Raw genomic sequence first — 12,424 nt, 5'->3', positions numbered from 1 at the left:
AACCGGGGCCGACCCCCTCCCCCTAAACGATCTTGAACGTCTGCGAGGAACGATGACCTTCACCCCACCACCCGGCGCCGACGAGGCCATGCGCCAGCACCTCGTCCACGCCGCCGAGATCGCCCGCCGCACCGGCGTCACCAAGGCGGCGGTCAGCCTGTGGATAGCCCGGCACCGGTCGCTGGCTGAACTCGTCATCACCTGGGTGGGCAAGCACAACCCGGTGTTCTGGTGGCCGCAGGTCGAGGCGGAACTGCAGCGGCTCGGCCTGCCAGCCGCGCAGGTGGGCGAACCTTCGTGCGGTGCCAGGCGCACCCACGACCACATCACGTTCGTGTGCGTCCGCCCTGAGAACCACGACGGGAGCCACGTCGACCGGCGCCGCCGCGCCTGCTGGACGGGTGACGAGCCAGCGACGGACCTGGACGGCCGGCCCCTCCTCACCGGCACCAACCCGCCAGCGTCAGCAGACCTGCGGGCCTTCCGCCGCCGCAGGTAGCCGCCTGAGGCCACGGCCCGACCAGCAGACACCCGGTGTGCGAGTCCCGGGACGGGCACGCACCACAAACGATCTTGAACGGAGCCTCGATGACCAGACCATCGCGCGCCCTCACCACCCTCCACCTCGCCGCCCACTTCCTCACCACCGGCAGCGTCGGCACCGCCTGGCGAGTCACCACCGACCAGCTCGGCCCCACCGCCCAGCGCGCCGGCCGCCTGGAACGCCTCACCCTGTGGAAGCTCCTGCTCGACGTGCCCGGCCCGAACACCGACCTCGGCACCAACGAGTACGACAAGGACACCGAGATCGCGATCCTCGCCGCGCTCAACGCGATCGACCCCGAGCCGGGCGCCGCCTGGCACAGCCGCGGCCTCACCACCGACGACTCCATCCCTCCGGACCAGCAAGCGCCAGGCAAGGTCGTGCTCGCCTACGCCGCGTTCTGGAAGCTCACCGACACCGCCGCATCCTCCTTCGGAACGGAGCCTCGATGACCAGCAGCAGCCCCGCCGGGCGTCTCATGTCGTACGCGCACACCGCGATCAGCCGCGACCACGACGCCCGCCAGCGCCTCGCCAAGAGCATCACCATCGGCCCCAGCTTCGACCTGGCCGACCTGGTCACGTCCGTCCTCGCCAACGCCGGCCGGGCACGCCCCTACCGGGCGGCGCTCGACCTCGCCGAGGCGACCGGCGACACCATGAAGGGCTTCCGCACCGTCTACCAGGACACGCTGCGGGAGGTCATCAGGGAGGGCATCCCCTCGGCTGACACGCCGGTCGGGGACCTGCAGCGCCGCGCCGAGCACGAGGGCGCGCTGACGTTCCTGCGGGACGTCGGCCCGATCCTCGGCATCAGGTAGAACCGACACAACCCCCACGAAGGAGCCTCGATGATCATCGAGCTGGACAACGGCGACTACATCACCACGCAGGAGCTGCGGGACATGGAGCACGAGCCCGAGCCCGACCCCGACGCGTGGCACCCGGAAACCGGGGCTGAGCCCCAGGACGCGGCGCCTGTCGAGTACTCGACCGAGCCGCCGTTCTAACCCGCTGACCAACCCTTGAGGCCCCGGCGACCTGCTCGCCGGGGCCTCTCGCGTACCCCCACCCCTCCGCGCGATCCGGCACGCTTGCGCGCGTGGCAGACGAGATGCACCCATGCGCCCGCGGTACGCGCTGCGCTGCCCGGACCAAGGACGGGCCGGCGCTCTCGTACCGGCCGTTCTGCGACACCGACCGCAGCTTGATCGCGCAGGCCATCCAGGGCATGCCGCTCCTGTACGCGGCCATGGCCGACCTGCTCGTGGCGGACCGGTCGGGCGGCTTCGCCTACGACGCCGTGAGGGTCACGACCAGCCAAGGCAGGCCCGTCCCGATCAACCTCGACGCGGACGCCAGCCAACGCGAGATGGCCGAGATCCTCGTCTCGTGGGAGGAGCGGGTTCGCGACGTCGCCCGCATGCCGGCGCTCGACACCGCGGCGTCACGTGGTCAGCGGCTCGGCGTGCTGATCGCCCAGGCCGTGACCGTGCTCGCGCCGCGCCTCGATGCGCTGCTCGCGCTCCAGGCCGCGCCCATGGTGCGCGGCGGCGAACTCGTCGACCTCGACGGCGCGGGTGCGGGGCTGGAGATCCTCGACGTCCGCCGCCGCGCGGTCGCTCGGCTGCCCGAGTCCGGCGGCGACGACCGGCCGCTCTCCGTGCCGTGCGGCGGCTGCGGGTGGCGCGGCCTGATCGAAGTGCTGGATTTCCTCGGCCATCTCGCCGGGGCCAGGTGCCGCCAGTGCGGCCACCGGTACGACGTCGAGGGGCTGGCCGAGCTGCGCGCCGCCACCCTCAGGCGAGCAGCTCGGCGCGCGGCAGCGAACATGAAGGGGGACCGGTGAAGGTCTGGTACGACACGGAATTTGTGGACACGGGAACCTCGATCGAGCTGATCTCGATCGGCCTCGTCGCTGAGGACGGCCGCGAGTACTACGCGGTCAACAGCGACACCCCGCGCGGGATGCTCGGCCGGAACGACTGGCTGTTGCGGAACGTCGTCCCGTCGCTGCCGATCGCGAATCGGGCGTCGCTGGACGCCTATCTCAAGCAGCCGGCGAGCGCGAAGGCGAAGGTCGACTTCGAGGTGGCGCTCGACCTGAAGGACACGCGGGTGAAGCCGCGGTGGGTGATCGCCAACGAGGTGCGTGACTTCCTCCAGAGCATCCCTGACCTGGAGCTGTGGGCCTGGTACGCGGCCTACGACCATGTGGCGCTGGCGCAGCTCTGGGGCCGCATGACCAACCTGCCCGCCGGTGTGCCGATGTGGACGAACGACCTCAAACAGGAGTGCATGCGGCTCGGCAACCCGGCCATGCCCGAGCAGGCCGAGGGGCTGCACAACGCGCTCGCGGACGCTCGGCGCAACCGCGTCATGCACGAGTTCCTGGAGACCCTCGCGAAGGGTGATGCCTGATGCCCACGATCGCGGTCGACTTCGACGGCGTCATCCACGCCTACTCGAAGGGCTGGCACGATGGGACGATCTACGACCCGCCCATGCCCGGCGCGCTCGACGCCCTGCGCACTCTCATGCGCGACTACGCCGTGTTCGTGCACACCAGCCGCAACCCGATTCAGGTGTCGATCTGGCTGCGCGAACACGGCTTCAAGACGCGCATCGACGGCGGCCTGCTCACCTTCTGGAACGAGCGTGACGTGCTCCTCGTGACCTGGAACAAGCTGCCGGCCATCGCGTACATCGACGATCGCGGCATCCGCTTCGAGTCGTGGGACCAGGCCCTGGCCGAGTTGCGCGCAGTCACGAAGGAGAGCCGGTGATGGAGAAGTCCGTCTACCGCTGGAACAGCGACAAGCCGTACCGTTGCCCGGACTGCTACGCGGTCGCGGTGAACATGGAGATCCCGCGCTGGTGGCGCGTCTACACCTGTTGCAAGTGCGGGACGAGGTTCACGCGCTGGCCCGTCCTGGCGCGGTTCCTGCGCGACGCGGGCGTCCAGTGCAGCTTTCACAGGGAGCGGGGGACTGCCTGATGCCGTACACGATGCATGGTCACTGGTACGGCCCTGGCGAGCCGACCGATCCTGCCCTGATTGGGAAGTGCGCTGGCCCTGGCCCTGGTCGGTGCCGAATGTGCGCGGCCGAGGCAGGGGACGTGCCCGCGCCCGCGGCCGACGTCGAGCAGCTCCGCCAGGACCTCGCCGCCGCCCGCGCCGAGATCGAGGAACTCCACACCGAGCGCGTCAAGTTCGCTGGCGGCTACCTCATCGAGCGCGACCGCGCTGACCAACTGGAGGCCGAGGTCGAGCACTGGCTGGACCAGGTGACCGCCCTCGGGGAGCAGCTCCACGCGGCCAGGCTGCGCAGGCCTCTGGACTACGGCGTCGAGTTCGACATCTTCGTGGGCCCGTACGACACGCTGGCCAGCGACGGCAGCGTCTCGACGCGCTGGCAGGTGCGGATCGGTGAGTGGCCCGAGCGGGTCGAGGTGGCCGACGAGGCACGCCCGTACAAGGCCGCCGCACGGCTCAGGGAGTTCATCGGCGAGGCTCAGGAGGCGCTCACCGTGCTGGAGGGGCTCGGCGTGTATCGCGAGGACCTGCCCGCCGTCGATACACCGGCCGGGGGCGCGATCGTGCACTGTCCGGCGCTGCCGTGCGCGTGGCGCACTACGTGGGACAGCCAGCAGGAAGCGGCGGACGCGCAACGCCGGCATGTGGTCGAGGAGCATGACGGGGACCCGCGCCCGGCTCCCGAGCATCAGCAGTGGAGGCCCTCGATCGTGTCGCCGTCGGCGATGGAGCGTGGGTGGTGATCGCGCCTCTCGTCCAGCGCCTGGCCCGGCGGATCATCGAGCTGCGCTGCTGGACGTACGAGATCAAGTGGCCGCAGCCTGGCGTGCTCACGGCCGAGTTCCGCACGAGTCCGCTCGTGCCCACGTGGCTGGTACTCAAGCTCGCGCTCGCCCTGATGCGGCGCGAGGAAGAGACCAACCGGTTCCGGCTGACGCTCCTCACGGTGGCCAAAGCGCGCGTGGACCGCCGGCCTGTCGACTGGCACGTCACGTGGCAGGTGCGGCGGTGATCCCCGAGGAGCAGGCCGACGCCGACCGGGCGGCGGTCGAGCTGGCCGAGCGTGTCGAGGAGATGCGCCAAGCCATGATCGCCAAGTTCGCCCCCGTGTTCGAGCGGATGGCCCGTGAGGCGCGGCTCCTGGGTGAGGCGTTCCATCGGCTCGGGTGGGGGCTCACCCCTGCCCAGGCCCGGCGGCACCGGCGCCGTTGCTGGGTGTGCAACCCGCGCGGGTTCCCTCGGCCGTTGCAGGTCGACGGGCGGGAGTACGCGCGCCGGCGCCGCGCCCGGGTCCGCCGTCGCGCTGTGCGGCGGGCCGCTCGTGGGCGATGATGGACGGCATGGGCATTCACCCGTCACGTCCTGAGCCCGAAGCGTGGTGCACCCTCGACGGCGAGGCCATGCCGTACTCGGAGTGGGCGCACCAGATCGGCGAACGCTACGCGGCCAGCGGGCACGAGTCCTACTCGGCTACGGACCCGCGTTGGCCAGGGCAGGTGTTCGAGGTGTCCCACCCGTTCGCGCCTCTGCACCCTGACTGGCTGCCTGAGCAGCAGTTCGGGACCTCGGACGGGACGTTCCCGATTGAGATCCGACGCCCGGCAGAGGACGACCTGATGCCGGACTCGTCGTGGCCGGTGCGCGCGTCGATTCTCTCCTACGTCTACGAGACGTACCTGGGCGAGCAGCCCGAGCGTGTCGACGAGCGGTCGGAGCCTGACGACGAGTAGGCCGCGTACCCCCAGCGGTCGGCGGGCAGCGGCATCCTGCCCGCATGGAACACGTCGACGGACCACGCAAGCTCAACGGCGGCCGACCGGTCCGGCTGTGCGGCCGCTGCTCGGTCATCCTCCGCTACGACGACGGCAGTCCGTACCTGGCTGGGCCGCTCCCGCCGTGCGAGCCCGACCAGCCGCCCACCGCCGAGGCCAGGCCGCGGCTCCTGCGGCGCCTGGCGGGCCGCGTGGTCGAGGCGTTCGACGACCTGTTGCACTTCGACGAGCCTGATCCGCCGTGCGACGTGGCCGACTGGGGATTCGACCAGCCGCGGCGGCCATGAGCGACGAACGCGCGGAGGTGCAGGCCGCGCGGATCCAGCTCAACGCCATGCTGTCCGCGATGCGCTCGTCGGGCCTGATCGAGCCCGAGCCCGCGCCTGATGTGCAGGTCATCGGCAGGCAGTTCGGGTTCGAGATGCTCAGGCGCTGGTGGCGGCACGAGAGCCCACAACCGGCGCGGTGTGCGCATCCTCGGCCGGTGCCGGTCGAGTCGGTGGTGACGGGGGAGCTGCTGGCGCGGCTGTGCCCGGACTGCGACGAGCAGCTACCAGCCGAGGCGTCGTGGCGGGATGAGTTGGATCAAATCCCATTCTCATGGCTGTGATCTATGTCACAGTTACCAGGTGTAGAACGCCCCTTGATCGCCCGGTCGTGCGACGGTTCCGCCGCCGCCACGCCGACGCCGCGCCTACTTGCGCACGCTCTGACCTGGTGTAATACTCACGTCTCAAGCTAGACGATCTGTACCCCCGAGCCCACAGGCCCGGGGGTTTTTCGCGTTTCAGGGGGTGAACGGCCCTGATCGAGCCCGTCACCCTCGCCGACGCAGCTGAACGCCTCGCCACCCCACGCTCAACCATCGGCGTGTGGGTCCACCGGTACGGCGTGCGCCGCCTCGGCACTCGGGGTCGCTGCGTCCTGGTCGATTTCTGGGACCTCGCCGCGATCGACTGGTGCGTACGCAACGGTCACCAGGTGCCGGCCACGCCCGCTGAGCGTGCTGCGCTGCGGCACCCCGTGGTCTGCGCATGAGAAAGGCCCCCACCCGGGAGGGCAGGGGCCTCGCGTCGCGCGGGTCACGAGCTGGCGGACGCCCGCCGGGCCGCCATCCGCGCCTTGATCTGCCAGTCGGCCGGCGCCGTCCACCGGTGCCAGCCGGCGTCCTCGGTCCAGCGCTGGGAGTGGTCGCGCTTGTCGATGCCGCACCAGGCGCAGCCGCTCGGGATGATCTCGTGCATCGGCTCTCCAGACTTGGGCTGGGTGAGGGTGACGACCGCGACCAGCTCGCCGCCCTTGGCCGCGCTGACTGCCTCGTCCCACGTCCTGGCCCACTCGGCCTCGCGCCCGTTCGGGGTGTCGAGGATGACCGCGAACAGGTACTCGCCGAACGCCACGCGGGTGTAGACGGCGCCGTCGTACTCGACCTCGTACACGGTGGCGCGGTTGTTGCGGACGGCGGTTGCGGTGGTGGTCGTGCTGGTCAGCGTGCGCATGTGGAGCCCCTCGAAACCTTGTTGGCTGATGTGACAAGGTTATGCCCAGAGTGGCAACCTAGTCAATAGAGCCAACAAAGACAGGGGCTACTCGCTCTGCTTGCGCGGCCGGCCACCCCCAGCACCTTGCCCCGGACGATTCGACGCCCACGCCCGCCACTCCTCCTCCCGCTCCGGAAGCCACCCCGGCGTCTCACGCTCCTCGACGATCACCCCATCCGGAGTCGGGCACGGATGCTCCGACTCCTCGTACCTCTTCCGGTAGACCGCGATGGTTTGCCCGGAAACGCCGATCCACCGGCCGACCGTGGCCATGCCCACATACCGAACCGGTCGCGCCGGCTCCTTGCTCTTGGCGGCCACGCCGCACCACCTTCCTAATCCTTGTCTGCTTATGCAACAAGGTATCAGTCCGGCGGACGAGAGGGGAGGCCCGTGAACACCCCCGTCAGCGCCGACGAGATCGCCCAAATCCGGCTCATGAACGAGCAGGGCGCCACCCTCCGAGAGGTCGCGCGCACCCTCGGCCGCGCCCACTCCACCATCTCCACCATCGCCGCCCGCGAGGGCCTCACGTGGGACCGGTCGGCGCACACCGCAGCCGCCACCGCCGCCGCGAGCGCCGACAACAAGGCCCGCCGCGTCGCCATCGTCGCCCGCCTGTACGGCCAAGTCGAAGCGCTCCTCGACCGGCTCGAAGCCGACGAGTACGCGTGGACGACCACCACCGTGGCCGGCGTCGAAACCGTCACCGTGCCCGAGCCGCCCGCCCAGGAGGTCAAGGCGCTGCTGCAATCGATCAGCGCAGCGACCACCTCGGCCACGAAGCTGGAGTCGATCGACTCCGACCAGGGCGCAGAGGGCGCACGCTCCATGCTCGGCGCGCTCGCCGACGGCCTCCGCGCCATCGCGCAGCAGCTCCCCGACGACGAGCCCGCGGCCGACCCCGACGACGGCTCGGGCGATGCTTGACGCGGTCACCGCGGTCCTGTCGCCCAAGCAGATCAAGAGCATCGTTGGCAGCCTGGACACGCCCCAGATCGCGTTGTGGTCCGGGGCGGTGTCCAGCGGGAAGACGATCGCCAGTCTGCTGGCGTTCCTGATGGCCGTGGCGGCGGCGCCCGACACCGGGTTGATCGTCGTCGTCGGCAGGACGCTGCAGACGATCGAGCGGAACCTGATCGACCCCCTACAGAGCACGTCGCTGTTCGGGCCGCTGGCCAAGCAGATCCACCACACCAACGGCGCGACGACCGCCATCATCCTCGGCCGCAAGGTACACCTCGTCGGCGCGTCCGACTCCCTCGCAGAGGGCCGTATCCGAGGCGCGACCATCGCCCTGGCGTACGTCGACGAGGCGACGCTACTCCCGCACGCGTTCTGGATGATGCTCCTATCCAGGTTGCGCGTGGCGGGCGCCCGGCTGCTGGCCACGACCAACCCGGACGGGCCAGCGCACTGGCTCCGCCGCGAGTTCATGAGCCGCGCCGGCGACGTCGGCATGCGGCACTGGCACTTCACCCTCGACGACAACCCGAGCCTGCCCGACGACTACGTGGACCGGCTGAAAGCCCAGTACACGGGCCTCTGGTACCGGCGTTTCATCCTCGGAGAGTGGTGCCTCGCACAAGGCGCCGTGTACGACGCGTGGGACCCCGACGTGCACGTCGTCTCTGAGCTGCCCCGGATCGACTCGTGGGTGGCGCTCGGCATCGACCACGGCACGACGAACCCGCTGCACGCCGCGCTGCTCGGCATCGGCGACGGCGCGCTGTACGTCACGCACGAGTGGCGCTACGACAGCAAGATCGGCCGCCGCCAGCTCTCCAATGTGGAGTACGCCAGGCGGCTCAAGACCTGGTTGGCCGAGGCGTCTGTGCCCGGCACGGACCTCAAGGGGATCGCGCCCCGGTACACCGTCGTCGACCCGTCCGCGGCAGGGTTCCGGATCGAGCTCAAGGATCAGGGCATCCGGTCGGTGGTCGGCGAGAACGACGTGATTCCCGGCATTCAGATGGTGGCCTCGCTGCTGGCGACGCGCGGCCTGTACGTGCATGAGTCCTGTGTCGGGCTGATCGAGGAGTTCCCGGGCTACTCGTGGGACGAGAAAGCGGCCGAGCGCGGTGACGATCAGCCGGTCAAGGTCGCTGACCACGGCCTGGACGCCTTGAGGTACGGCGTTTACACCACCCGTTCCGCGTGGCGGTCGAAGATCGCACGCGCCCGATTGGAGATCGCAGCATGATGAACCCGGACGAGCTTGAGAACCGGTTCCGCTTCCACCCGGCCACGACCAAGCAGCGGCAGCGCGATCACGAGTACGTGCGCGACGAGTGCCTGTCGCTGGCGACCACGCTCAACGAGACCCTGCCCGATGGGCGGGAGAAGTCTCTCGCGGTCACGCACATCGAGACGGCCATGTTCTGGGCGAACGCGGCCATCGCTCGCCAGGGCCAGGCGTGACTCCGGAGATCGCGGCCGAGCGTGCCGCCGACTTGCTCGAACTCGCTGCCGATGATCCGCTGCACAGTGAGACCGTGCGGAACCGGATCGCGATCTCCGAGGCGTGGATGCGGTTGCACGATGTGCTCGTCAACGCGCCCCAGACCGTCGAGCCCCTGCGGACAGGCCCGGAAGACCTGGTCGTGAAGGTCCGTGAGGTCCGCGACATCCAGGGCCGGTCCGGCAACTGGGACCACAGCGATTACCACCGTGGCCTGTACAACGGGCTGGAGCTGGCCGTGTCGATCCTCGAAGACGACCGCAGGCCGGTCTACCGGGATGCACCGCCTGAGGGTTACCGCAGCGAGCGCGTGAGCAACCCGGTCCCTGAGGAGGAGCGCGGCCCGGTCGTCAACATCTCGGGCGTGCCCGCCAACGCGGACCCTGAGAAGATCGCCGCAGACGTGGCCGCCGCGCTGGGCCGGCCTCGGCTCGAACAGCCGGTCAAGCTGGAGCCCGCAGACGCGGCCCGCATCTGCCACGAGGCCAACCGCGCCCTCCAACTCGCGACTGGCGACCCTGACCCATCGGAGCACTGGGAGTACGCCCCCGGCTGGCAGCGGGACTCCGCAGTCGCGGGCGTTGAGGTTGCCCAGCGGGGGGCGACGCCCGAGGAGCTGCACGAGGCGTGGGCCGAGCGGAAGCGCGCCGAGGGCTGGACGTACGGCGTCTTCAAGGACGATGAGGACAAGACGCATCCATGCCTGGTCCCGTACGCGGATCTACCGCCTGAGCAGCGGCTCAAGGACGTGCTGTTCGCCGCGATCGTCAAGGCCGTGTCCTGATGGCCCTGAACGCCACCATGCCCGTGTACATGCGCATCGGCACCGGCCTCGAACGGCAGGTCGGCACGATCACGATCCCGCTCATCACCGCAGGGTCACCCGACGAGTTCGGTGCATCCCCGGCCATCCTCGACCTGGACGCGCTGAACCGCCAGACGGCGGCCATGCTGCGCGCAGCGGCTGACGAACTGGAGAATACCGAGAACGGGTCGGCCAGCCCATGATGGCCACCGTGTACGTGGTGCTCGGCGACCCCGACGGGCGCCTCTCCGTGTCCGGGTTCGCTGAGTACGTCGAGGCCGCCCTCCGCACCATCGAGACCCACGCCGAACGCGTGCACGGCCGCTGGCTGTCCGAACCTGCTGACCTGCCGTCCGCCGTCGTGGCGTTCCGCGTGGCCGAGGCCGGCGTCGCCCAGCTCAAGCAGGCGCTCGCCGCCGTCCGCGCCCACTACGGGCAGCGCTCGATCGCGTGGGCCGAGGCGCAAACCACCTACTTCCTGTGAGGAGCCTGGTGTCTCCTGACGAGGCGATCGAAAACGCCGCCCGCGTCCTCCGCAACGCCGAGGGTGAGACGAACCTCGCCACGATGGAGCGGCTCAACGAGCTGGCTGACACGTGGCTCGCGATGGGTGCGCTCCTTCTCCAACGTGACCGGGCCTGACCTCCACCCCTGACCACCTGGGAGCTTTCATGCCGTTGCCCGACGGCGGCGGCGAGTGGCCGCCCCCTGTGCACGCCCCTGTGCTCGACAAGATGACCGAGTGGTCCGCCTGGTACAGCGGCGACGCTAACCAGCTCTCCGTGTACTACGGCGGCGAGAACGCCGACGCGTTCGACTCCGTCAGCCGCGCCCGCATCATCAACCGGCCCAGCCAGTACCGCGGCGGCGTCGTCGGCAAGCTCGCCCGCTGGTGGTGGGGACAACCCACCCCGCAGGGCGACCGCCGCACCAAGATCCACCTGCCGCTGGCCGGCGACATCGCCGCCGTGTCCTCCCGGCTCCTGTTCTCCGAGCCGCCGACCCTGGCCGTCGACCACGCCCCGACACAGGCATGGCTCGACGAACTCGTGGAAAACGGCATCCGCGCTGACCTCCTGGAGGCCGCCGAGGTGTGCGCCGCGCTCGGCGGCGTCTACCTGCGCACCGTGTGGGACGAGGAGATCCGCCCTGAGGGGCCATGGCTGTCCGCCGTCCACGCGGACGCAGCGATCCCCGAGTGGCGGTGGAACGTGCTGCGTGCCGTCACGTTCTGGCGCGTCGTCGCTGAGGACGGCAAAAGGGTCATCCGCCACCTGGAGCGGCACGAGCCCGGCGCGATCTTCCACGGCCTGTACGAAGGCGACTGCGACGACCTCGGCCGCAAGATCCCGCTCACCGAGCTGCCCGAGACGGCCGACATCGCCGAGTCGCTGACGGACGGCGACATGATCGAGACCAAGGTCAAGTCCTTGACCGCCGGGTACTGCCCGAACATCCGGCCGAACCGGGTCTGGCGTGCGCTCCCGGCCGCGGCCAACCTCGGACGCTCCGATTACTCGGGTGTCGAGTCGTTCATGGACTCGATCGACGAGGTGTACGCCAGCCTGATGCGGGACGTCCGCATCGGCAAGGGCCGCCTCATCGCGCCCAGCTCGTACCTGGAGGACCTCGGCCCTGGCCGGGGCGCGGGGTGGATCGACCGCGAGGTGTACGAGGCCGTCGAGATGCTCGGCGGCAGCGACCGGATGGAGTTGCAGGCGCACCAGTTCGCTATCCGGGTGGCTGACCACCTGATGGCGATCGAGCACCTGCAGAACCGGATCGTGAGCATGGCCGGGTACGCGTCGCAGACGTTCGGTGAGACCGGCGACGTGGCGGTGACCGCGACCGAGGTCAAGGCACGCGAACGCAAGAGCATGACGACCCGCGATCAGAAGGCGCAGTACTGGGGTCCGTTCCTGGGCGCCCGGCTGCAGAACCTCGCCGAGGTCGCGCGGATGCACTTCGAGCGCGAGGACATCGAGCCGGTGCGGCCTCGCGTGATGTTCGGCGACAGCGTCTCGGAGGACCTGCTGAGCCTCGCGCAGACCGCCGCCGCGCTGCGCCAGGCCGAGGCCGCCTCGACCAAGGTCCTCGTGACTCTCGTGCATCCGGACTGGGACGAGACGCAGATCGACGAGGAAACCGAGCGCATCCGTGAGGAGCGCGGCTCGATCGTGGGCGACCCGTTCGCGATCCGTCCGGACGGGGCCACGATCCAACCCGGCGACCCTGACGAGGAGCCGGTCGAGGACGCGGCCTGAC

General features: G+C 70.0%; 23 protein-coding genes. 22 read left to right on the top strand and 1 reads right to left on the bottom strand.

The genetic code is table 11. From position 1 onward, the window contains the following. Window positions 1-52: 52 nt before the first annotated feature. The 14 genes from HII36_RS29875 to HII36_RS29810 all read left to right on the top strand — a co-directional run bounded on the left by HII36_RS29875 (window position 53) and on the right by HII36_RS29810 (window position 5,962). On the top strand, window positions 53-499 hold the full coding sequence (locus HII36_RS29875; RefSeq protein WP_173526608.1) for a hypothetical protein: 447 nt from the start codon (window positions 53-55) through the stop codon (window positions 497-499). 89 nt (window positions 500-588) lie between these two features. Next, window positions 589-996: a hypothetical protein gene (locus HII36_RS29870; RefSeq protein WP_173526607.1), complete on the top strand. Its 408-nt coding sequence runs from the start codon at window positions 589-591 to the stop codon at window positions 994-996. Continuing rightward, window positions 993-1,364, top strand: a complete 372-nt coding sequence (locus HII36_RS29865) for a hypothetical protein (RefSeq protein ID WP_173526606.1) — start codon at window positions 993-995, stop codon at window positions 1,362-1,364. The genes HII36_RS29870 and HII36_RS29865 overlap by 4 nt, the downstream gene beginning before the upstream one ends. Window positions 1,365-1,394: 30 nt before the next feature. Next, window positions 1,395-1,553: a hypothetical protein gene (locus HII36_RS29860; RefSeq protein WP_173526605.1), complete on the top strand. Its 159-nt coding sequence runs from the start codon at window positions 1,395-1,397 to the stop codon at window positions 1,551-1,553. A 92-nt stretch (window positions 1,554-1,645) separates the two neighbouring features. Next, window positions 1,646-2,392, top strand: a complete 747-nt coding sequence (locus tag HII36_RS58805; RefSeq protein WP_173526604.1) for a hypothetical protein — start codon at window positions 1,646-1,648, stop codon at window positions 2,390-2,392. Then, the gene (locus HII36_RS58800) at window positions 2,389-2,964 is read left to right on the top strand and encodes a 3'-5' exoribonuclease domain-containing protein (protein ID WP_173526603.1); all 576 of its coding nucleotides are present in this window, start codon (window positions 2,389-2,391) and stop codon (window positions 2,962-2,964) included. Before HII36_RS58805 ends, HII36_RS58800 begins: the two co-directional genes overlap by 4 nt. Further along, window positions 2,964-3,329 (top strand): hypothetical protein, encoded by a 366-nt coding sequence (locus HII36_RS29845; RefSeq protein WP_173526602.1) that lies wholly within the window; start codon window positions 2,964-2,966, stop codon window positions 3,327-3,329. Before HII36_RS58800 ends, HII36_RS29845 begins: the two co-directional genes overlap by 1 nt. Then, window positions 3,326-3,541 (top strand): hypothetical protein, encoded by a 216-nt coding sequence (locus HII36_RS29840; RefSeq protein ID WP_173526601.1) that lies wholly within the window; start codon window positions 3,326-3,328, stop codon window positions 3,539-3,541. The genes HII36_RS29845 and HII36_RS29840 overlap by 4 nt, the downstream gene beginning before the upstream one ends. Before the next feature lie 122 nt (window positions 3,542-3,663). Next, a complete protein-coding gene (locus HII36_RS29835) occupies window positions 3,664-4,323 on the top strand; it encodes a hypothetical protein (RefSeq protein WP_173526600.1) in 660 nt (219 codons plus the stop codon). Further along, a complete protein-coding gene (locus HII36_RS29830) occupies window positions 4,317-4,592 on the top strand; it encodes a hypothetical protein (protein ID WP_173526599.1) in 276 nt (91 codons plus the stop codon). The genes HII36_RS29835 and HII36_RS29830 overlap by 7 nt, the downstream gene beginning before the upstream one ends. Further along, a complete protein-coding gene (locus tag HII36_RS29825; RefSeq protein WP_173526598.1) occupies window positions 4,589-4,912 on the top strand; it encodes a hypothetical protein in 324 nt (107 codons plus the stop codon). The genes HII36_RS29830 and HII36_RS29825 overlap by 4 nt, the downstream gene beginning before the upstream one ends. Window positions 4,913-4,920: 8 nt before the next feature. After that, window positions 4,921-5,310: a hypothetical protein gene (locus HII36_RS29820; protein WP_173526597.1), complete on the top strand. Its 390-nt coding sequence runs from the start codon at window positions 4,921-4,923 to the stop codon at window positions 5,308-5,310. A 44-nt stretch (window positions 5,311-5,354) separates the two neighbouring features. Next, window positions 5,355-5,639 carry a hypothetical protein gene (locus tag HII36_RS29815; RefSeq protein ID WP_173526596.1) on the top strand — a complete coding sequence of 95 codons (285 nt, stop codon included), beginning with the start codon at window positions 5,355-5,357 and terminating at the stop codon, window positions 5,637-5,639. Next, window positions 5,636-5,962 (top strand): hypothetical protein, encoded by a 327-nt coding sequence (locus tag HII36_RS29810; RefSeq protein ID WP_173526595.1) that lies wholly within the window; start codon window positions 5,636-5,638, stop codon window positions 5,960-5,962. Before HII36_RS29815 ends, HII36_RS29810 begins: the two co-directional genes overlap by 4 nt. A 472-nt stretch (window positions 5,963-6,434) precedes the next feature. Here HII36_RS29810 and HII36_RS29805 read toward each other — a convergent pair whose 3' ends face one another. Then, the gene (locus tag HII36_RS29805) at window positions 6,435-6,851 is read right to left on the bottom strand and encodes a hypothetical protein (protein WP_173526561.1); all 417 of its coding nucleotides are present in this window, start codon (window positions 6,849-6,851) and stop codon (window positions 6,435-6,437) included. Window positions 6,852-7,286: 435 nt separating this feature from the next. Here HII36_RS29805 and HII36_RS29800 point away from each other — a divergent pair, with 435 nt between their 5' ends. Genes HII36_RS29800 through HII36_RS29765 form a run of 8 tightly spaced genes read left to right on the top strand, consistent with a single transcriptional unit; the run spans window position 7,287 to window position 12,423 of the window. Continuing rightward, complete coding sequence (locus tag HII36_RS29800; protein WP_173526594.1) at window positions 7,287-7,823, top strand: helix-turn-helix domain-containing protein; 537 nt, start codon at window positions 7,287-7,289, stop codon at window positions 7,821-7,823. Next, complete coding sequence (locus HII36_RS29795; protein WP_173526593.1) at window positions 7,816-9,096, top strand: PBSX family phage terminase large subunit; 1,281 nt, start codon at window positions 7,816-7,818, stop codon at window positions 9,094-9,096. The genes HII36_RS29800 and HII36_RS29795 overlap by 8 nt, the downstream gene beginning before the upstream one ends. Further along, window positions 9,093-9,314 carry an Acb2/Tad1 domain-containing protein gene (locus tag HII36_RS29790; RefSeq protein WP_173526592.1) on the top strand — a complete coding sequence of 74 codons (222 nt, stop codon included), beginning with the start codon at window positions 9,093-9,095 and terminating at the stop codon, window positions 9,312-9,314. The genes HII36_RS29795 and HII36_RS29790 overlap by 4 nt, the downstream gene beginning before the upstream one ends. Continuing rightward, window positions 9,311-10,138: a RyR domain-containing protein gene (locus HII36_RS55930; RefSeq protein ID WP_217370134.1), complete on the top strand. Its 828-nt coding sequence runs from the start codon at window positions 9,311-9,313 to the stop codon at window positions 10,136-10,138. Before HII36_RS29790 ends, HII36_RS55930 begins: the two co-directional genes overlap by 4 nt. After that, window positions 10,138-10,362, top strand: coding sequence for a hypothetical protein (locus tag HII36_RS29780; RefSeq protein ID WP_173526591.1), 225 nt, complete (start codon window positions 10,138-10,140; stop codon window positions 10,360-10,362). Before HII36_RS55930 ends, HII36_RS29780 begins: the two co-directional genes overlap by 1 nt. Beyond that, the gene (locus HII36_RS29775; RefSeq protein WP_173526590.1) at window positions 10,359-10,643 is read left to right on the top strand and encodes a hypothetical protein; all 285 of its coding nucleotides are present in this window, start codon (window positions 10,359-10,361) and stop codon (window positions 10,641-10,643) included. The genes HII36_RS29780 and HII36_RS29775 overlap by 4 nt, the downstream gene beginning before the upstream one ends. A gap of 8 nt (window positions 10,644-10,651) precedes the next feature. Further along, window positions 10,652-10,801 (top strand): hypothetical protein, encoded by a 150-nt coding sequence (locus tag HII36_RS29770; protein ID WP_173526589.1) that lies wholly within the window; start codon window positions 10,652-10,654, stop codon window positions 10,799-10,801. Window positions 10,802-10,830: 29 nt separating this feature from the next. Then, complete coding sequence (locus HII36_RS29765; protein WP_173526588.1) at window positions 10,831-12,423, top strand: phage portal protein; 1,593 nt, start codon at window positions 10,831-10,833, stop codon at window positions 12,421-12,423. Window position 12,424: the final 1 nt, after the last annotated feature.

This window comes from Nonomuraea antri, from assembly GCF_013283785.1.
In the GTDB taxonomy this organism is placed as follows: Bacteria; Actinomycetota; Actinomycetes; order Streptosporangiales; family Streptosporangiaceae; genus Nonomuraea; species Nonomuraea antri.
Note: the sequence above shows the minus strand (reverse complement) of the source record. Positions and strands in the feature narration are given on the sequence as shown.